Raw genomic sequence first — 19,346 nt, forward strand, 5'->3', positions numbered from 1 at the left:
ATTTAAAGCACACGACGCAATACGAGATGACGTGTCGCGTGTCGTGGGCGCGGATTTGTGACACAGCGACCGGCCCCCGCGCGGGGCGCACCGGCCGCGCGGCCGGACGCCGGGCCGTCCGCACCGGCCGGACGGCCGGGCGCAGGGCCGGGCGCACTGGCCCGGCGGGACGCTGGAGCGGAGCGTCTCGACCAGGAGGGGCCGGTGCCGGTCATCTCGCCGCTGGTGCGCAGACTGGCTCGGGAGAACGGCCTCGACCTGCGCGAGCTGGCGGGCTCGGGGCCCGACGGGCTGATCCTGCGCGCCGACGTCGAGTACGCGCTGCGGGCGGCCCAGACGCCTCAGCCCGCCGGGACGCGCGCGGCGCGGCGGATGGAGCCCGCGGTCACCGGAACCGAGCCCGCCAGGGTTGAGCCCACCGTCGCGGCGGTCACCGCCGCGTCCGGGGAGCGGATTCCGCTGCGCGGTGTGCGGGGCGCCGTCGCCGACAAGCTCTCCCGCAGCCGCCGCGAGATCCCCGACGCGACCTGCTGGGTGGACGCCGACGCCACGGAGCTCATGAACACCCGCGCGGCCATGAACGCCGCGGGCGGCCCCAAGATCTCCGTACTCGCCCTGCTCGCCCGGATCTGCACCGCCGCGCTGGCCCGCTACCCGGAGCTCAACTCCACGGTCGACACGGCCGCCCGCGAGGTCATACGCCCTACCGAGGTGCACCTAGGCTTCGCCGCGCAGACCGAGCGCGGCCTGGTCGTCCCCGTCGTACGCGACGCCCAGGCACGCGACGCGGAGTCCCTCAGCGCCGAGTTCGGCCGCCTGACCGAGGTGGCCAGGGCCGGGCGGCTCACCCCGGCCGACCTGACCGGAGGAACCTTCACGCTGAACAACTACGGCGTGTTCGGCGTCGACGGCTCCACGCCGATCATCAACCACCCCGAGGCCGCCATGCTCGGAGTGGGCCGGATCGTCCCCAAGCCGTGGGTGCATCAGGGGGAGTTGGCGATACGCCAGGTCGTGCAGCTCTCCCTCACCTTCGACCACCGGGTGTGCGACGGCGGGACGGCGGGCGGGTTCCTTCGCTATGTGGCGGACTGCGTCGAACAGCCCGCGGTGCTCTTGCGCACCCTGTAGGCCGGACGGCTCCACACGGCCGCCCGCCCTGGGCCCATACTCGGGGGATGACCCCGTATGACGCCGTAGTGCTGGCAGGAGGCGCCGCCAGACGGCTCGGCGGCGTGCACAAGCCCGGTGTGCGGGTGGGTGGCCGGTCTCTGCTCGACCGGGTGCTGGCCGCCTGCGCGGATGCCGCCGCCACGGTCGTGGTGGCGGACCGCGGGCCCACCGCCAGGGCCGTGCGGTGGGCCCGCGAGGACCCGCCCGGCGGCGGGCCGCTCGCCGCGCTCGACGCCGGGCTGCGCGGAACGACCGCCGCGTACGTGCTCGTCCTCTCCGCGGACCTGCCCTTTCTGGGCGAGCCGACCGTCCGGCGGCTGCTGGCCACGCTTGACGCCGAGCCGGTCGACGGGGCGCTGCTCGTCGACGCGGAGGGCCGTGACCAGCCGCTGGTCGCGGCGTACCGGAGCGCGCCGCTACGCCGCGCGATCGCCGGGATCGCCGCCAGGCACAATGGTCTGACCGGGTTGCCGCTGCGCCTGCTCACCGCCGAGCTCGCGCTCGCCAGGGTCACCGGACCCGACGACTCCCGTGCCGCATTCGACTGCGACACCTGGGAGGACATCGCCGAAGCCCGCGCGCGGATCAGGGAGCATGAGCACGTGCTGAATGAATGGGTTGCCGCAGTCAAGAACGAACTGGACATCGACCTCGACGTGGACACCGCCGGGCTGCTCGACCTGGCGCGCGACGCGGCACACGGCGTGGCCAGGCCAGCCGCCCCGCTGACCACGTTCCTCGTCGGGTACGCCGCCGCGCGGGCCCAGGACGGCGGGCCCGAGGCCGTCGCCGACGCGGCCCGCAAGGCCGCGGCGCTCGCGGCGCGCTGGGCCGACGAGGCGGGCACAGCCGAGGGCGACAAGGCCGGAGCCCCGTCCGAGACGGGGCCGGACGCGAGATGACCGGGTACGACGCGCCGGACCACGGCCCCGCGGCAGCCGCCCGCCAGGCCAGCCAGCCCGCCCAGGACACCCCGGACGGCCGGGCTCCCCTTGACGGCAGCGGCCCCCGAGCCGGAAGGGACCCCTGGACCACGGACGACGGGAACGTCTGGGATGACGGGGACCCCTGGGACGGCCAGGACGGCGGGGGCCCCAGGGAGGACAGGGACGGCACGAGCCCCCGAGGGGGCAGGGACGGCCAGGACGTCTGGGACGGCAGGGGTAGCCAGGACGGCAGAGGCGGCAGAGGCGGCCAGGACCGCGCGGACCGCCGAGCCTCCCGAGACGGCAGGGACGGCAGGGACGGCAGGGACGATCAGGAGCTGGCCGTAGACGACGCCCTGGCCCTGGTCAGGGAGGCGCGCGCGGACGCCGAGCGGGCGCACCGCGCGTCGCGCGGCGGCCCCGGCCCACGCCCAGTCGACCAGCACATCAGCGCCCAGGACCCCCAGGCGCAGCGGAGTCGAGTCCAGGACCAGGACGCCCAGGGCCGCCGGCCTCAGGGCCACCGGCCCCAGGACGATCACGTTCAGGCCCACCGCGCCCAGGCCCACCGAACCCAGGACGACCCTGCTCACGGCCACCGAACCCAGACCCACCGAACCCAGACGCACCGCGCCCAGAGCCAGCCAGCTTCGCGTCAGCAGGGGGCGGCCAGCGTGCCCGCCCCCGCCTCTGCCCCCGCCTCCGGCCACCAGCACACACACCGCTCGCACGCCACCGGCACCTCCTGGCCCGAGGCCCGTAGCCGTGCCGCGGCAGCCGTACGAGCCGCCCGCGCCGCCGCACGCCCCACACCGGCACCCACCCCCACAGGGGAACCCGCACCCGCACCCGCACAGACGCCGGGACCGGGTCCGGGCGGGGGCACGCTGGTCCCCCTGGACAGCGCACTCGGCCTGGTGCTCGCCGCCCCGCTCACCGCGCTCACCGACCTGCCGTCCTTCGACACCTCCGCGATGGACGGCTGGGCCGTCGCGGGCCCAGGCCCCTGGACCGTACGCGCTGACGGCGTCCTCGCCGGGCACGCGCTCCCCGAGCCGCTCGCCGACGGCGAAGCCATCCGTATCGCCACCGGCGCTCGCGTCCCGCAGGACGCCACCGGCGTACTCCGCAGCGAGTACGGCCGCGCCGACGGCAACGGCAGACTGCACGCCCAGCGCGAGGTCGTACCCGGCCAGGACATCCGGCCGCGCGGCCAGGAGTGCCGCAGCGGCGACCAGCTGCTCCCCGCACGGACGCCCGTCACCCCCGCCGCACTCGGTCTCGCCGCGGCCGCGGGCTATGACGCGCTGCCCGTCTACCCCCGCCCCCGCGTGGAAGTCCTCGTACTCGGCGATGAGTTGCTCACCCAGGGCCGTCCGCGCGACGGCCTGATCCGGGACGCGCTCGGCCCCATGCTGCCCCCCTGGCTGCGCGCGCTCGGCGCCGAAGTCACCGCCGTCCAGCGGCTCGGCGACGACGCGAAGGCCCTGCGCCGGGCGCTCACGGACTCCACGGCCGACCTGGTGATCACGACCGGCGGCACCGCCGCGGGCCCCGTCGATCACGTGCACCCCACGCTGCGCGCCCTGGGTGCCGAACTCCTGGTGGACGGCGTCCAGGTACGCCCCGGACACCCCATGCTGCTGGCCCGCCTCGACGGCGACCGGCATCTGGTCGGCCTGCCGGGCAACCCGCTCGCCGCCGTCTCCGGCCTGCTCACGCTGGCCGAACCCCTGCTCCGTACGCTGTCCGGCGGCCGTGCGCCCGCGCCGCTGTGCACCCCCACCAGAGACGAGATCCAGGGGCATCCGTACGATACCCGGCTGGTGCCCGTCGCCCTCCGGGCCGATGAGGCCGTGCCCCTGCGCTTCAACGGTCCGGCGATGCTCCGCGGAGTCGCGGTCGCCGACGGCCTGGCGATCGTACCGCCCGGCGGGGCGCTGCAGGGCCAGGAACTGGAGATTCTGGAACTGCCCTGGGGAATGTGGTGAAGGTGCAGAACGAGGTGCGAGGCACGGCGATGAACGAGGAGCGTTTCACGTGAAACTCCCCGGCCATGATGCGATCGCGCGTCAAGCCGACGAGCACCTGACGACCTACAAGGTGAAGCTGCCGCGCCGGATCATGACGCACCCGCTGCGCCAGGTGGGCACCCGGCTCGCGATGGCGATCCTGGTGCTGCTGACCGCGATGTTCGTCGTCTACCTCGACCGTGACGGATACCGGGACGCCAATGCCGAGGACGGCGAGGTCACCTTCCTCTCCATCGCGTACTACGTCACCGTCAGCCTCTCCACGACCGGTTACGGCGACATCGTCCCGGTCAGTGAATCGGCCCGACTCGTCAATATCCTGGTGATCACCCCACTGCGCGTGATCTTCCTGATCATCCTGGTCGGAACGACCCTTGAGGTGCTCACCGAGCGCACCCGCGAGGAGTTCCGGCTCAAACGCTGGAGGTCCCAGTTGCGTGACCACACGGTCGTCGTCGGCTTCGGCACCAAGGGCCGTTCCGCCGTCCAGACCATCCTGGCCACCGGCCTGAGCAAGGACAAGGTCGTCGTCGTCGACCCCAACGCCAAGGTCATCGACGCCGCCACGGCGGAGGGCTTCGCGGGCGTCGTCGGCGACGCGACCCGCAGCGACGTCCTGCTTCGCGCCGAGGCGCAGAAGGCCCGTCAGATCGTCATCGCCACCCAGCGCGACGACACCGCGGTACTGGTCGCGCTGACCGCACGACAGATGAACCGCCCCGCGAACATCGTCGCCGCCGTCCGTGAGGAGGAGAACGCCCCGCTGCTACGCCAGTCCGGCGCCGATGCCGTCATCACCAGCGCCAGCGCCGCCGGACGCCTGCTCGGTCTGTCCGTCCTCAGCCCCCGCGCGGGCAACGTCCTGGAGGACCTCATCCAGCACGGCAGCGGGCTCGACCTCGTCGAACGGCCGGTGATAAAGGCCGAGGTGGGCAAGAGCGTCCGGGAGACCGATGACCTCGTGGTGAGCGTGGTGCGCGGTCACCGGCTGCTCGGTTACGACGATCCACTGGCCAGCCCACTGCAGTTGACGGACCGTCTGATCACGATCGTACGGGTCACGCCGACGCCCCCGGTGGCCCCGATCCGCCCGCCGAAGGACCTCTGAGCCAGTGCGACGGGCGGCGCGGCGGGCGGCGGGGCGGGCGGCGCGGCGGGACGAGTAGCCTCGCCGCCATGCATGCGATCACGATCCCGGAACCCGGTGGACCCGACGCGCTCGTCTGGGCGGAGGTCCCCGACCCCGTACCCGGCGACGGCGAGGTCCTGGTCGAGGTGGCGGCCAGCGCCGTCAACCGCGCCGACCTGCTCCAGCGACAGGGCTTCTACGACCCGCCGCCCGGCTCGTCCCCGTATCCGGGACTTGAGTGCTCGGGCCGGATCGCCGCGCTCGGCCCCGGTGTGAGCGGCTGGTCGGTCGGGGACGAGGTGTGCGCCCTGCTGGTCGGCGGCGGCTACGCCGAGAAGGTGGCCGTGCCGACCGGACAGCTGCTGCCGCTGCCCGAGAACACCGACCTGGTGACGGCGGCCGCGCTCCCCGAGGTGACCGCGACGGTCTGGTCAAAAGAGCATGTGAAGTCTCCCCCAGGGGGAGCGCCCGACCCCGCGTAAGGAACCCTTGCGCTCCCCCTCCCTGTAACCAAGGAGAGGGAGACCCGACCGCATGTCACCGAAGACCCTGAACGGGCACGTAGCGAACGAAGCGGCCGACGACCGGCCCCGCGCGGTTCTGTACGCGCGTCAGAGCAAGCTCAACGAAGACGGCAGCGACGCAAGCCCCCTCATGCAGTGGGAGGCAGGGGAAGCGCTCTGCGCGGCACGCGGGTACCGGGTCGTAAAGCGGTTCCGGGACGTGGGCAAGTCCGGTTGGGACCCCAGCGTTCAGCGCGACGGCTTTGACGACATGATGCAGTGGGTACGCGACGGCAAGTGTGACGTGGTGGTCATATTCACCTTGTCCCGACTGACCCGGATGGGTGCTCAAGAGGCTTTCGCCATTGAGAAGGTCATGAGGGACAACGGCGTTTCCCTGGTGAGCGTCCGTGAACCGTACCTAGACACCAGCGACCCTATCGGCGCAGGAATCTTCGCGATCATCGCCGGACTCGCAAAGCAGGAGTCCGACACCAAGTCGGCGTTCATCGTGAACACTAAAGAGCTTGCCAGAAAGGCAGGCGGCCACGTTTCCGGCAATGCGCCTTTCTGGGGCGAGAACGTGAAGGAGTTCACTCCTGATGGCGTGAAATATGTCAAGATCACGCCGACGGAGAGCGGACGCGCAACTGTTCTCGCTATGCGGGAAATGGCGGAGAAGCAGGGGCTTACGCCGGGGAAGATTGCCGAGAAGTTGACGAATGACCCTGAGCACCCGGCCCCCGGATGGCGAACTCCGCAAGGTGTGGCCCGTGTAGCCGCTCGCCGGAAGCGCGGAAACTTCAAGCAGCACCCGGAACCGCGTTGGACTCCGCAAGCCGTGTTGCGCACCCTTCGCGACCCGCGAATAGCGGGCATGGCCGCGAACCGTGTCACGTCGGACAAGTGGGAGATCCGGCGCGACGACAACGGCGACCCCATCCACGTGCACGACCAGATCATTACCCCCGCTGAGTGGTACGTCTTGCAGACGGCCATTTCCACGGAAGGCAAGAAGCGTCGGCCGTACCACGGCGGAACCTATCTACTGACCGGCTGGCCGATCATGTTCTCCTACTGCGGGGCCACCACAAGTACGACGATGACTAACGGAGTCCCCCGCTACCGCACTAACCGGGACGGGAGCGGCGCAAAGCGAATGGGCGTGACCCGCGTGAGCGTCCGCGTGGACGAGACCGACGAATACGTTGCCCGCAAGGTGTGGGCACGGCTGGTGAACCTGGACCCCACCAACGAAGACGACATGACACTCATGGCCGCCGTCTCCGAGAGGTTCGCCCGGCAGCAAGACACGGCAGGCGTAGCGGTCGAGTGCAACGAACTTGAGGCCCAACTCAAGCACACGGAACAGAGCCTCTTGGAGATCTACGCCGACAAGAAAGCCGGTCTCTACAAGGGCAATGTGGGTCGGGCAGCCTTCACGGAAGCCGTTCAGTCCATGCAGCGGACCGAAGAGGCTTGCCGGGCACGCATCAAGGAGCTTCGGGCGCAGCAAGTCAAGGCCGTCAAGGTGCCGTTGGACGACTGGCGAAAGGGCACGCCGGACGAAGACCCGATTGGGCCGGGCTCGCTCTGGTCTCGGTGGGGACTGATCAAGCGCCGGGAGTTCCTGAGCTTCTGGATTGACCACGTCGAGATTGGGCCACGTACGACGGGCAAGCTCAGGGACATTGCCGACCGCGTAACGGTCCACTGGGCTAAGCCGGAACCCGAAGCGGACGACGAAGGCGACCAGGGCGAGAGCGAAGCAGCGAGCAAGGAGCTGGTGAGCGCGTAGCGCTGGGGTGCCCCGGCGTGCGGGTAACACGCCGGGACTCTCCCAGGGTCTCAGACGGCCCTAGAGCCCCGTAGGCAGCCCCGGCAGGGACGCGAACCCTGCCGGGGCTCTCTCGTGCCCGCACGCGGGCGCTGACGGCCTCCTGAGCCCCGACGCAGCCCCGGTGAAGCCTGACCTTGCGGGGCCGCCCCATGTCCGCACGTGCGTATCCAGACTTGTCATGGTCATGACTCTGCGGAGAGTGCCCGTACAGCTACCGTGTGTGTCGGGTGTGCCGCTACAGCGAGGGTGGTGTGACGCTGTGACGACTGAACAGCTTTTTTAGGTACCCCTATGAAAACTCATTAAAAAGCCAGAGAGAGCCCCTCAATCGTCACTTCGTCACAGGGGGGAGAATCCGGGTCGGATGGCCAGGAAACCCGTGCGCTCTAGGAAACCCTTGCGCTCTAGTAGTAGTGAGAGCGGGAGTTACCGCGCACCCTTCCGATGCGAAACGGCGGACTGAGTGACTCGCTCTCACTCATGGGGGTTGGTGTACGGCGCACCCTGGACCAGTACCCACGGCTGCCACCGTGGGGAACACTCCGGTAGGTCCGGTTCGATTCCGGACCCCCGCGCGCTCGCCTGGCCCAATCGGCAAGAGGCGTCGCCCTTAGAAGGCGAAGGTTCCCGGTTCAAATCCGGGGGCGAGCACCTGTTAGGGCAGTGACTCACGTGAGTCACTGGTCAGTTCGCAACGCAGGGGGGCACCCCGGATGGGGGTGTCATGCGTACCCGTTGCCTGGACTGTCGAGAATGGGCCACCCATAAGGGCCGGTGCCATGCGCACCACAAGGCGTACGAGAATGGCCGTTCGTATCGGTCGCACCGTAAGCGCCGTGAGGCTATCGCCCGTGGCCACAACGCCGCTGCCCTACTGCGTAAGGCCGTGCGTCGCGCCAGTGGTGGCCGGTGCCGCGTGTGCCTGGGGTGGTACCTGCCTAGTCAGGTGGACATTGACCACGTGATCCCGCTCGCGCTTGGTGGCGAAGACGTTGACGGCAACGTGCAAGTGCTGTGCAAGCGATGTCATCGAACCAAGACGTCATTGGACTTCGGTAAGCGGCCGTTCTGACCCTCCGGGGAGGGTGGGGCGCTTCGGAAGTTCCCGGAGCGAGCCCGCTGGCGATCCCGGCCCAAGCTCGGAAAACGCGCGCTAAGTGTGACGCCGTTTTGGGGTGACCGACCCTTGCGGCTACTGGTCAAGACCCTGTTTGGGCTCACGAGAAAGGCACCCGTTAAGGGGTCGGTAAGCCCCCGGAAGGTGGTGTCAACGTGGCCCGAAGCAAGAGCCCGGATCTCCGGACGGGGAACGCCAACGCTGCCGCTGAGGCTGCCGCCCCGGTAGTGCATGAAGGTCGCGCACCGCGCGTGCCGTCTCATCTCAGGTCGGTTGGCCGTGACGTATGGCGCGCGGTCTGGTCGGCCGGTGGCGGCGCGTACTCGCCGGACACTGACAGGAACATCATTCTGCGGTACGCGGAGCTTCACGACCGGCGCGCGGCCTTGCTCGCTGCCGTCGACAACGACGGGCTCATGACCGTGGGCTCAACCGGTCAGCCAGCCGTTCATCCCGCCATGCGCTATGTGGAATCCACGGAGCGCGAACTACGCGCGATAGAGACCGTGATCGGCTTCACGCCGGAAGCGCGTATGCGGCTGGGCATTGTGGCGGCGGAAGCGCGCCGCGTGGCTGCCGGGCCGGAAGACTTCTAGGGGCAGTGACTCACGTGAGTCACTGAGTGGGGGTGATGATGGCCAGTCTTGATCCTGTCATCGCTCGCCATGTTCCCGCTGACGCGCCGTTCCCTAGTGAGGGCTACCGCGTGGCGAACTGGATTGAGAACTTCTGCAACCTCACTGGTTCTTTCGCCGGTCAGCCGTTCCGGCTTCTCGACTGGCAGCGTCAGCTACTCATTGACGCTTACGAACTTCGGCAAGACGTGTTCGGCAGGTGGATTCGCAAACATCGTATGGCCGTGGTCTGCATTGCCAGGAAGAATGGCAAGAGCACGATTGCCGCCGCGATCATGCTGTACCACCTGATAGCCGACCGTGCCGACGCTCAGCGCCAGATCATCGCTGCGGCGAATGACCGCAATCAGGCGCGCATGGTTTTCGACGCTGCCAAGTCGATGGTGAACGCGAGTCCTAAGCTCTCTGCTGTCTGCGATGTTCAGCGCGACGTGATCCGCTTCAAAGACTCGACTTACCGCGTGGTCTCCGCTGACGCCGGACGGCAGCAAGGGCTAAACCCGTCTGCGGTCTCGCTGGACGAATACGCGTTCAGCAAGTCGGCCGACCTTTTCGACGCGCTCACGCTGGGCAGTGCCGCCCGCAACCAGCCCATGACATGGGTGGTCAGCACGGCCGGACCCGACCCGGACGGCCCCTTTGCCAAGCTCTGCGAGCAAGGCGAGCGGGTCAACTCCGGTGAGGCGAATGACCCGACCTTGTTCTATCGGTCGTGGGGTCCGCGCATCGGGGAACAGGTCGACCACCTAGACCCGGCAGTGTGGCGCGCATGCAACCCGTCTTTCGAGATCCTGAACGAAGAGGACTTCAAGGCTGCCGCCCATCGGAGCACGGAAGCTAGCTTCCGTATCTACCGTCTGAGTCAGTTCGTGCGTGGTGCGTCTACGTGGCTGCCTCACGGCCTCTGGGACTCCCTTGCGGTAGACGACACCCTGAACCCCGGTGACGCCGTGGTGTTGGGCTTTGACGGCTCTTGGAAGGGTGACAGTACGGCCCTGGTCGCTACCCGCGTGAGTGACCTTCGCGTGTTCGTGCTGGGGCACTGGGAGGCACCGGCCGACGATGCGCATTGGCGGGTGCCCATGGCCGACGTGCGTGACGCTCTGCGTTCCGCGCTGGACGCGTACACGGTGCGGAACCTGGTCGCGGACCCGTACCGCTGGGAAGAGACCCTAGACAATCTTGAGGCCGAAGGGTGGCCGGTCGAAGCGTTCCCGACCAACTCTCTCAAGCGTATGGTTCCGGCGACTCAGGTCGTCTACGACGCATGCCGAGACGGCCGCCTCTCGCATGACGGGGACCCAGCGCTTGCCCGGCACATCGGTAATGCCGTTCTCCGTGAGGACAAGAACGGCGCACGCGTCACCAAAGAGCACGCTTCGAGTCGCCGGAAGATTGACCTAGCCATTGCCATGATCCTCGCCGTTCACGGTGCGGTCATGTGGCGCGAGGAGAACCCCGGCTTGGTTGATGCTCCCGTTGTCGCCACATGGGAAGACGACGGGGCTGTATTCGCCTTCGGCGGTAGCGCCGAATTCTTTGACGATCTATAGCACGGCTCAAGACCAGTGACTCACGTGAGTCACTGGTCTGTTTTGTGAGTCGCTGGGGGTGTACTCACATGGGGTTTTGGCGTGCTCTCTTCCGGGGGCAGTCGCCCGAAGTCGAGAAGCGGGCAACGTGGGATGACGCTTCGGACCTGTTTCCCGTTCCGGGCGTCATGTCCGCTGCCGGTCAGCGGGTGGACTCCAATGCGGCGCTTCGGGTGTCGGCCGTCTTCGGGTGCGTGCGTCTACTGAGCGAGACGATAGCCACGCTGCCGGTTGCGATGTACTCGCGCCGTGGTGGGGTTCGGAAGGAAGTCAAGTCGCCTATGTGGCTTGACTATCCGACCGCTGAGCCGGGCGGGCTTGGCCGGATCGACTTGCTGAGTCAGATTGTCCTAAGCCTGTTGCTCGAAGGTAACGCGTACCTTGCCGTTGTCTGGGACGGGCCGAACATCGCCGGGCTTGAGGTGCTGGACCCGTCGCGCATCGACACGCACACGGTGGTTATCGACGGACGACGGCGCAAGATGTTTTACGCGTCCGACTATGACGACGACGGAAACGAAGTCGCCCTAGGCTGGTACACCACCCGTGAGGTTCTGCATATCCCCGGCATGATGCTGCCGGGCGAGTTCACCGGCGTTTCGCCTATCTCGTTCGCGCGTGAGTCCATTGGGCTCGCGCTCGCGTCGCAGACGTACGGGGCCAAGTTCTTCGCCAACGGGGCCATGCCTGGCGCGATTATCGAAGTGCCCGGCGCAATGTCCGAAGAGGGGCTAGCGCGCGCCCGCGAAGCGTGGCGGCTTGCGAACTCCGGGGCGGAGAACGCGCACCGCGTTGCACTGCTGACCGAAGGGGCCAAGTTCTCTAAGGTCACCCTTTCGCCGGACGAAGCACAGTTCTTGCAGACCCGCCAATTTCAGGTTCCGGAAATCGCCCGGATCTTCGGCGTTCCGCCGCACCTGATCAGCGACGCGACGAACTCAACTAGCTGGGGTAGCGGGCTCGCTGAGCAGAACCAAGCCTTTGCGATGTTCAGCCTTCGCCCGTGGCTTGAGCGCATCGAAGCGGGCTTCACTCGGCTGATCTTCGCGGAGACGGCTAACCGTCAGCTCTTCGTCAAGTTCAGCCTTGACGGTATCCAGCGTGGTGCCCCGGCTGAGCGCATGAGCATGTACTCAATCGGTCTGCAACAGGGCATTTACAGCATTGACGAAGTGCGCGCGTGGGAAGACCTGGAGCCCCTGCCGGACGGCAAGGGAGAAACGCACCGCGTGCCCATGAACCTTGCCGACGTAGCCGACGAAGAGCCCGTCAGGCCCGCTGCCATCGAGCCCCCGCCCGTGGACGACACCCCTGCACAAGACGGGGGCGACACCGACGAAGAGGGGGAAAAGAAGGATGACGCCGGAACGAAGGAACCTGGCTCTACCGGCTGAGGTCAGCACCGAAGGCGACACCGTGACCATGCGCGGGTACGCCTACCGCTTCAACGAACTGAGCCACAACCTAGGCGGATTCCGCGAACGGATCATCCCCGGTGCGGGTGCCGACTCGCTCAAGGCAAACGACGTGATCGCCACCTTTAACCACAACGTCAACAACGTCTTGGGCCGGGCGAGTTCAGGCACGCTGCGGACCGGCGAAGACGCCGAAGGCGGCTGGTACGAGATCGAACTACCCGACACCACGGTTGGCCGTGACCTTGCCGAACTCCTCAAGCGCGGGGACGTGCGCGGGAGTTCCTTCACATTCCGCGTGGATCAGGGAGGGCAGCGCCGGGCGGCCGACGATGACCCGGAGACCGGCCTACCGGTACGGGAGATCACCCGCATGGACGTGGTGGAACTAGGCCCGGTTCTGAATCCCGCCTACCCCACCACTGACGCGGCGCTCAGTCGCTCCGTGGCGCTGACTCTCGGCATTGAAGACGACCCCAGTGACTCACGTGAGTCACTGCCCATCCACCCTGCGCGCTATCGGTTCGCGCACTTCTACTACAAGGGGGGTGTCCAGTAATGGACGCAACGACTCTCAGCGCGAACTTTGAGGCGCGCGAGAAGGCAGCGAACGAACTTCGTGCACTCACGGAAGAGTTCGCCGGTAAGGAGATGGACGCCGACGCTCGCGCCAAGGAGTCCGCTCTACTCGACTCGATTGCCGACTATGACGGCCGCGTGAAGCGTGGCGTTGACGCGCTCAAGGCCACGGAGTCCGTACAGTCCCTCATGGCCGGACTCAAGGGCACCGGCAGCAAGCGTGAGACTCAGGACAAGCTATCGGCTGCCGCTGATCAGCTTCGGTCGCTTGAGCTGGGGGAGGCTGCCACCTTCGCCCCGGAGAAGCGCGCCGTTGACACGACCACGGGCAAGAACGTCATTCCGCGCACCCTGTTCGGTCAGCTACTCGCCGAAGCGGTTGAGCGGTCTACCGTCATGCGCAACGGCGCTTCGCGGCTGACCACTTCGGGTGGCGAGCCGATTGACTTCACGGTTGTCACGGGCCGTGCGTCCGCTTCCATCGTGGGCGAGAACGGCCCGATTCCGGAGAGCAACCCGACAACCGTTCAGCGGCCCATGGGTGCCTTCAAGTACGCCTATGCATCGGTCGTCAGCACGGAGTTCGTACAGGACCAGGCGCTAGACCTTGTGGGCTTCCTGGTCGGGGATGCGGGTCCGGCGTTGGGTCACGGCATGGGTGAGCACTTCCTAGCCGGTACCGGCACCGGTCAGCCCATGGGCATTCTGAACGCTGCCCCGACTGCCGTCGCCACATGGACCGATGGCGCGAAGGACAACACCGTTTCCGACGCGCTCATTGACCTGTTCTATGAGCTTCCGTCGTCTTACCGGGCCAACGCGGTGTTCGTCGTGTCCGACAAGACCGCTGCGACTATGCGCAAGTTGAAGGATGCCAATGGCCAGTACCTATGGCAGAGCGCGCTAACGGCCGGTGCCCCGGACACCTTCAACGGTAAGCCGGTCGCCACCGACGTTGCGGTTCCGGATGACCGCGTTCTCTTCGCTGACCTGAACAAGTACAAGGTCCGTCTTGCCGGTCCGCTACGCGTTGAGCGGTCCGTGGATGCGAAGTTCCTGAACGACCAGATTGTTTACCGGTTCGTCCAGCGGGCGGACGGCCTTCTAGTGGATGAACGCTCCGCAAAGGTACTGACGGTCACTCCGAAGGCGTAAGTACGTTGAGGGGCACAGGGGCAGTGACTCACGTGAGTCACTGCCCCGCCCCGGTTAAGGGGGGGGCATGTCATACGCGACGGTTGAAGATGTCCGGTCGCTGGACGGCCTGGACGACGTGGAACTCTTCCCGAATGAGACGCTGACGGACGCTATCGCGTACGCGATTGAGACAGTCGAAAGCTACTGCGGGCGGAAGTGGGAGGGCACCGAAGAGGTGCCAGAAACGATCCGCTGGTGTGTGCGCACTCTCGCCCGTCAGTACTGCCTTGACCTTGTGTCACGCATCCCGGACCGGGCGCTACAGCTTCAAAGCGAGTTCGGCTCAGTCCAGTTGGCTCAAGCCGGTGGGACGTGGCGGCCGACCAGCCTGCCGGAAGTGAACGCGCAACTGAACCGGTACCGCGTGCGGCTCCCGTTCATCTTTATCTGAGGGGGGTTCGTGGCGCTGGTTTTCGACGCCAAGTTGGTTCTGTTCGATGCCCTCAAGGCTGCCGTTCCGGTCGGGGTGCAATGCACCTTCGCGGAGACAGGCAAGAGCGACCGGCGTCAACAGGTGTGGCTAGGTGCCACGGGAGACGAAGAGCTTACGGCCGTCGCCATGCGGCAGGGGCCGCGCAAGCCTACGGCCGTCACAAGCTACGTGGACGTTCACGCCCTGGTCATCACGCCGGGCGACCCGATAGGCGCTGAGAGGGCCGTATACGGCCTTCGTGACGCCATTACAGAAGCCTGCCGCTCCGTCGTTCCTGCGCGCGTGCCGGGCCTGCTCGATGTACGGCCGGAATCCTCCGAGAGCGAGACGGCCGAAAGCACTGACGGCGCGTATGCCGCGCTGACTGTCCGCGTGAGGATTCGCGGCCGGATCACCTAGGGGGAAACATGGCGCTGGACGCTGCCATAGGCATTGGCGAAGAGACGACTTACGGCACCGCCGCAACGGCCATGCTGGGCTATGAGGGCAAGTCCGACAGTTGGAAGACCACGCGCGAGTTCATCGAAAGCGTGGGGTTCCGCGCTGGTATGCAGACAGCACGGGCCGACCGGCGAAACGTGATCAACATGGGCGGTGAAGGCGAACTAGAGATTGACATTCTGGACGCCGGGGCCGCTGCCGTTCTCTCCGCTGCTTTCGACGCGTACGACGGGGGAACCCCCAACGCGTCCACGGGGCTTACCACGCACGTCTTCGAGAGCGGCGCTGACAGTGCGTCCCCCTCGTTCACGGCTCAGATGATCCGGCCGACCACTGACGGCAAGTCGGTTGCTTACAAGCACGTCGGGTGCGTGGTCACTGAGTGGGAGCTGACCGCTGAGGTAGAGAATCCCGTGACGCTGACGGCTACGTTCGACTTTCAGGACGTGAGCCATTCGGACAAGCCCGCTGACGCGCTGCCGATCACGTACCCGGAAGAGGCGTACGTCTACGACTGGACCCGCGCGGCAATCGCGCTCACCATCGACGGCGCGGCCGTCACCGTGGACGCCAACAAGCTGGAGCTGACCGGCGACCGTGGCATGAAGGTTGACCGGCGCTTCCTTCGCGGCAATGCGCTCAAGAAGTCCCCCGTACGTGCGGCCATGCCGACGTATCAGGGCTCTCTAGAGGGAGAGTTCACGAGTGACACGCTCAAGGTGTATGAGGCGTTCATCGGCGGCACGGTGGCGTCACTGGCCGTGGACTTCACGGGCCTGGTCCCTGGCGCGTCTATGCGGGTCGAGTGCCCGGCAGTCCAGTTCACCGGGGAGAGCCCGGAAGCGTCCGTTGACGACGTGACGGCTACCTCGCTCCCGTTCCGTGTGCTGGACCCTGGAGACGGCCGCTCAGCGGTCAAGGTCACGTACGTCGCCCCAACCCCCGGTTTCGTTCCGTCCGGTGAGTGACGAAGGCAGTGACTCACGTGAGTCACTGCGTGAGGGGGAGGCATGGCGGGATCGCGCTTCTCGGTTCAGGTCGAAGGGCTGAACCGTCTGAAGAAGACCCTTCGGCAACTCAAGGACAAGGACCTTTCCAAGAAGGTCCGCGAAGTCAACAAAGAGGCGGCGGAGATAGTCAGGCCGGAAGCTCAGCGAGGGGTTCCGCAGCACAGCCGCACACCGAAGGACAACAAGAGGTACCGGCCCGGCAAACTCGCCAAGTCGGTCAAGGTGGTCGCGTCGGCCAATTCCGCGAAGATCAAGGCGGGAACGGCTTCGCGCTCCCCTTATGCCGGGGCGATTCACTTCGGTTACCCGAAGAGGGGTATCCGGCCGAACCGGTTCCTGTACCGGGCTATGGCTCGCAACAGCGAGAAGGTTTCCGAAACGTACGGGCGTGAGATTTCCGCCGTACTCAAAGACAAGTTGGAGAGCTGAACATGGGTGCCAAGAAGCACGCGAGCACGGGCGACCTGGGTGACGTGCTGTCCCTGGATATCGACAGCCTTTCCATTGATGAGATCGACATCATCGAAGACATCATTGACGGCCCGCTGGACGCGCTTGCCAAGCCGGGCGCGCGAAAGGCGAAGCTACTGCGGGCCATGGCCGTAGTCATCAAGCGGCGCGATGACCCGGACTTCTCGGCAAAGGACGCGGGCAAGCTCCGAATCCAGTTCAAGCAGAAGCCCAAGGACCCTACCGCGCTCAGCGAGTAGTCACGTGCGCGCGGCTGGTCGGCCACTTCCGGGGGCTCACGTGGTCGGACGTGCGCGCGCTCTCGCTGAGGGACTTCAACACGCTGACAGACCAGATGGTTGCCGACGTTGAGGCACGACAGAAGGAAGAGCGTCGCGCGTCGCGCGGTCGCTCCGGGGGGCCGGTGCCGGGGGAGCGCCGAACCCCCGTCATGACGTAACTGTCACTCTGCGTATATCAAAACCCCCCTCGCCGGCCACCGCGGGATATACGCAGCGTAACAACTGGGGGGTTCCGTGGCTAAGCCGATCACGATTACGTTGCTGGGTGATCTGGACGACTTGAGCCGTTCACTCGATGACGGTACGCGGGACGTAACGGCGTTCGCGGACCAGGTTGAGGACGCGCTACGGGCAGCCACCGAAGAGGCGGGGCGGCTGGGGGACGAAGTCGCCAAGGGCGCTGACGACGCGGGTGACTCGCTGGGCGGCTTTGCGGACAAGTTCGGCGGTTTCGCTGCCGCTGCCGGTCTGGCCGTTGGTGCGGGGCTGGTCGCCGGAATCGCAGAGGCCATGGACCGGGAGGCCAGTAACGACCTTCTTGCCGCTCAGCTAGGCGCTAATCCCGCTGAGGCGAAAAGGCTGGGGGAGGCTGCGGGGGCGGTCTATTCGGCCGGATACGGCGAATCCATCGCGGACGCCAATGAGGCGCTGAAAAGCCTATGGCAACAAGGTCTAGTTCCTGCGGGTGCGACGGCCGACGAAATGGCCAACATCAGCAAGAAGGCGATGGACGTTTCCGCCGTGCTGGGGGACGACGTAGGCCCCACCACGAACGCCGTTGCACAGATGCTCAAGACGAAGCTAGCCAAGAACGCGGAAGAAGCCTTTGACATCCTCACGGTTGGCGCACAGAACGGCGCTAACAAAGCTGAGGATCTGGCCGACACGTTCAACGAGTACTCCACTCAGTTCCGGCGCGTTGGCCTGGACGGCAAGACAGCCCTTGGGCTGATATCCCAGGGACTACAGGGGGGCGCGCGCGACGCGGACCAGGTCGCGGACGCTATCGGCCAATTCGGGGAACGTGCCCTTGCCGGGGGCACGGCCACGGCCGACGCGTACAAGAGCATCGGACTCAACGCGGACACCGTTGCCGAGAAGATCGGCAAGGGGGGCAAGTCCGCCGAAGAGGCGTTGACGATGACCCTTGACGCGCTCAAGGGCACGACCGATGAACAGACGAAGTTGAACGCTGCGGCGGCGCTATTCGGAGACCCGGCGAACGTCATGGGCGATGCGCTGTACGCGCTGGACCCGGCTACGGCGGCGGCATCCAACGGGCTGGAGAACGTTGACGGGGCCGCCAAGCGGGCGGGCGACGTGATGCACGACAACGCGTCTCAGAAGGTCACGGCCTTTTGGCGTGGTCTCCAGACGCTGGCCGTTGACGTGATCGGCGGAACCGTGATTCCCGCCGTTGAGGGGCTGGGCGAAAAGGTCCTTGCGCTCGCCGGTTGGGTGGACGAGAACAGGACTCCGATTCTCACCGTGGCCGGTGTGCTGACGGCCGTCATGTTGCCCGCACTGATTCAGTGGGGGGTTCAGTCGGTCATTGCCGGGGGCAAGGCGGTCGGGGCGTGGGTCACCACTGGGGCAACCGCCACGGGCTCAGCGCTGACTCAGGTTGCCGCATCGTGGTCTGTGGTGGGCGGATGGCTCAAGGCGGGGGCTCAGGCCGTCATCTCCGGCGCGATCGTGGTCGGGCAATGGGTGGCCGGTGCCGCCGCTGCCGTGCTCAACGGCGCGATCATGGTGGCTCAGTGGGTGCTCATGGGCGCTCAGGCCATGGTTCAGGCTGCCCGCATGGCTGCCGCGTGGCTCATTGCCATGGGACCCATTCCGCTGATCATCGCTGCGATTGTCGGGCTGGCTCTGCTGATCTGGCAGAACTGGGACAAGATCAAGGAATGGACCGGAGAGGCTTTTGAATGGGTCTGGGACAAGGTCAAGGGCATCTTTGACTGGCTGGTTGACCTCTTCCTGAACTTCACCGGACCGGGGCTCTTGATCAAGCATTGGGACACCATCAAGAAGAAGACCCGAGAAGCCTTTCAGGCCGTGGGGCGATTCGCGGGTGAAGGTGTCCGCCAAGTCATCGACTTCTTCAAGGGGCTGCCCGGCGCTATCGGGCGCACCGCCGGATCAATGGCGAGATCCGCTCTCGGTATCGGGCGCAGTCTTGTCGACGGACTCAAGAACGGAATGAGCAAGCTAGGCGGGTTCGCCGCTTCGCTGGGCCGTGTCGTCACCCGTGCCATGAAGGGTGCGATGAACGGGGTTGTTGACCTTCTGAACTGGGCGATACCCAACAAGCTGGGCTGGGGCCGCCTCTCTATCGACATCCCGGACAACCCCATTCCGAAGATCCGGGCCATGGGTGGTCCGGCATCCGGCCTGACCAGGGTTGGTGAGCGTGGCCCGGAAGAGGTCTACCTACCGCGCGGCGCAACGGTGATGCCCAACCATGCGACCAGTGAGCGCGAGGGAGTGACGGTCAACGTGACCAGCGGCGCGGACCCGCACGCGATCGGGCGTGAAGTGGCATGGGCGCTTCGGATCGCGCCCCGGTAA

The 19,346-nt window shown here is 66.8% G+C and carries 16 protein-coding genes, 1 tRNA gene and 2 pseudogenes; all 19 read left to right on the forward strand.

All coding sequences use genetic code 11. The annotated features are described in order from the left end of the window. Nucleotides 1-78: 78 nt before the first annotated feature. A pseudogene (locus ACX6XY_RS03360) lies at nt 79-1,131 on the forward strand (dihydrolipoamide acetyltransferase family protein); the annotation flags it as partial. A 47-nt stretch (nt 1,132-1,178) separates the two neighbouring features. After that, on the forward strand, nt 1,179-2,075 hold the full coding sequence (locus tag ACX6XY_RS03365; RefSeq protein ID WP_460326134.1) for an NTP transferase domain-containing protein: 897 nt from the start codon (nt 1,179-1,181) through the stop codon (nt 2,073-2,075). A gap of 698 nt (nt 2,076-2,773) precedes the next feature. After that, nucleotides 2,774-4,090 (forward strand): molybdopterin molybdotransferase MoeA, encoded by a 1,317-nt coding sequence (locus tag ACX6XY_RS03370; protein WP_460326456.1) that lies wholly within the window; start codon nt 2,774-2,776, stop codon nt 4,088-4,090. A 49-nt stretch (nt 4,091-4,139) separates the two neighbouring features. Then, nucleotides 4,140-5,240 (forward strand): potassium channel family protein, encoded by a 1,101-nt coding sequence (locus tag ACX6XY_RS03375; protein WP_460326136.1) that lies wholly within the window; start codon nt 4,140-4,142, stop codon nt 5,238-5,240. 68 nt (nt 5,241-5,308) lie between these two features. After that, nucleotides 5,309-5,695, forward strand: a pseudogene (locus ACX6XY_RS03380) (alcohol dehydrogenase catalytic domain-containing protein); the annotation flags it as partial. A 100-nt stretch (nt 5,696-5,795) separates the two neighbouring features. Further along, nucleotides 5,796-7,562 (forward strand): recombinase family protein, encoded by a 1,767-nt coding sequence (locus tag ACX6XY_RS03385; RefSeq protein ID WP_460326138.1) that lies wholly within the window; start codon nt 5,796-5,798, stop codon nt 7,560-7,562. Nucleotides 7,563-8,180: 618 nt separating this feature from the next. Continuing rightward, nucleotides 8,181-8,255, forward strand: a tRNA-Leu gene (locus ACX6XY_RS03390). 73 nt (nt 8,256-8,328) lie between these two features. Then, on the forward strand, nt 8,329-8,676 hold the full coding sequence (locus ACX6XY_RS03395; protein WP_460326140.1) for an HNH endonuclease: 348 nt from the start codon (nt 8,329-8,331) through the stop codon (nt 8,674-8,676). Between the two features lie 296 nt (nt 8,677-8,972). Continuing rightward, nucleotides 8,973-9,317: a phage terminase small subunit P27 family gene (locus tag ACX6XY_RS03400; RefSeq protein ID WP_460326459.1), complete on the forward strand. Its 345-nt coding sequence runs from the start codon at nt 8,973-8,975 to the stop codon at nt 9,315-9,317. A gap of 110 nt (nt 9,318-9,427) precedes the next feature. Then, nucleotides 9,428-10,909 (forward strand): terminase large subunit domain-containing protein, encoded by a 1,482-nt coding sequence (locus ACX6XY_RS03405; RefSeq protein ID WP_460326142.1) that lies wholly within the window; start codon nt 9,428-9,430, stop codon nt 10,907-10,909. Between the two features lie 68 nt (nt 10,910-10,977). Beyond that, the gene (locus tag ACX6XY_RS03410; RefSeq protein WP_460326145.1) at nt 10,978-12,342 is read left to right on the forward strand and encodes a phage portal protein; all 1,365 of its coding nucleotides are present in this window, start codon (nt 10,978-10,980) and stop codon (nt 12,340-12,342) included. After that, entirely contained in the window at nt 12,305-12,922 is a 618-nt protein-coding gene (locus ACX6XY_RS03415; RefSeq protein ID WP_460326147.1) for an HK97 family phage prohead protease, read from the forward strand. Before ACX6XY_RS03410 ends, ACX6XY_RS03415 begins: the two co-directional genes overlap by 38 nt. Next, nucleotides 12,922-14,097, forward strand: coding sequence for a phage major capsid protein (locus ACX6XY_RS03420; RefSeq protein WP_460326149.1), 1,176 nt, complete (start codon nt 12,922-12,924; stop codon nt 14,095-14,097). Before ACX6XY_RS03415 ends, ACX6XY_RS03420 begins: the two co-directional genes overlap by 1 nt. Nucleotides 14,098-14,164: 67 nt before the next feature. Further along, nucleotides 14,165-14,530, forward strand: a complete 366-nt coding sequence (locus tag ACX6XY_RS03425) for a hypothetical protein (protein ID WP_460326151.1) — start codon at nt 14,165-14,167, stop codon at nt 14,528-14,530. A gap of 9 nt (nt 14,531-14,539) precedes the next feature. Then, nucleotides 14,540-14,971, forward strand: a complete 432-nt coding sequence (locus tag ACX6XY_RS03430; RefSeq protein ID WP_460326152.1) for a hypothetical protein — start codon at nt 14,540-14,542, stop codon at nt 14,969-14,971. A gap of 8 nt (nt 14,972-14,979) precedes the next feature. Further along, nucleotides 14,980-15,981 carry a phage tail tube protein gene (locus tag ACX6XY_RS03435; protein WP_460326154.1) on the forward strand — a complete coding sequence of 334 codons (1,002 nt, stop codon included), beginning with the start codon at nt 14,980-14,982 and terminating at the stop codon, nt 15,979-15,981. 42 nt (nt 15,982-16,023) lie between these two features. Continuing rightward, a complete protein-coding gene (locus ACX6XY_RS03440; protein WP_460326156.1) occupies nt 16,024-16,452 on the forward strand; it encodes an HK97-gp10 family putative phage morphogenesis protein in 429 nt (142 codons plus the stop codon). Nucleotides 16,453-16,454: 2 nt separating this feature from the next. Continuing rightward, nucleotides 16,455-16,733: a hypothetical protein gene (locus ACX6XY_RS03445; protein WP_460326158.1), complete on the forward strand. Its 279-nt coding sequence runs from the start codon at nt 16,455-16,457 to the stop codon at nt 16,731-16,733. 276 nt (nt 16,734-17,009) lie between these two features. Next, complete coding sequence (locus tag ACX6XY_RS03450; protein WP_460326160.1) at nt 17,010-19,346, forward strand: phage tail tape measure protein; 2,337 nt, start codon at nt 17,010-17,012, stop codon at nt 19,344-19,346.

This window comes from Streptomyces sp. O3 (assembly GCF_054788135.1).

What these genes read in the sequence shown, in the direction of transcription:
- ACX6XY_RS03365 (WP_460326134.1), top strand. Translation starts at nt 1,179, where the DNA reads ATGACCCCGTATGACGCCGTAGTGCTGGCAGGAGGCGCCGCCAGACGG.
- ACX6XY_RS03385 (WP_460326138.1), top strand. Translation starts at nt 5,796, where the DNA reads ATGTCACCGAAGACCCTGAACGGGCACGTAGCGAACGAAGCGGCCGAC.
- ACX6XY_RS03395 (WP_460326140.1), top strand. Translation starts at nt 8,329, where the DNA reads ATGCGTACCCGTTGCCTGGACTGTCGAGAATGGGCCACCCATAAGGGC.
- ACX6XY_RS03410 (WP_460326145.1), top strand. Translation starts at nt 10,978, where the DNA reads ATGGGGTTTTGGCGTGCTCTCTTCCGGGGGCAGTCGCCCGAAGTCGAG.
- ACX6XY_RS03415 (WP_460326147.1), top strand. Translation starts at nt 12,305, where the DNA reads ATGACGCCGGAACGAAGGAACCTGGCTCTACCGGCTGAGGTCAGCACC.
- ACX6XY_RS03420 (WP_460326149.1), top strand. Translation starts at nt 12,922, where the DNA reads ATGGACGCAACGACTCTCAGCGCGAACTTTGAGGCGCGCGAGAAGGCA.
- ACX6XY_RS03425 (WP_460326151.1), top strand. Translation starts at nt 14,165, where the DNA reads ATGTCATACGCGACGGTTGAAGATGTCCGGTCGCTGGACGGCCTGGAC.
- ACX6XY_RS03435 (WP_460326154.1), top strand. Translation starts at nt 14,980, where the DNA reads ATGGCGCTGGACGCTGCCATAGGCATTGGCGAAGAGACGACTTACGGC.
- ACX6XY_RS03440 (WP_460326156.1), top strand. Translation starts at nt 16,024, where the DNA reads ATGGCGGGATCGCGCTTCTCGGTTCAGGTCGAAGGGCTGAACCGTCTG.
- ACX6XY_RS03445 (WP_460326158.1), top strand. Translation starts at nt 16,455, where the DNA reads ATGGGTGCCAAGAAGCACGCGAGCACGGGCGACCTGGGTGACGTGCTG.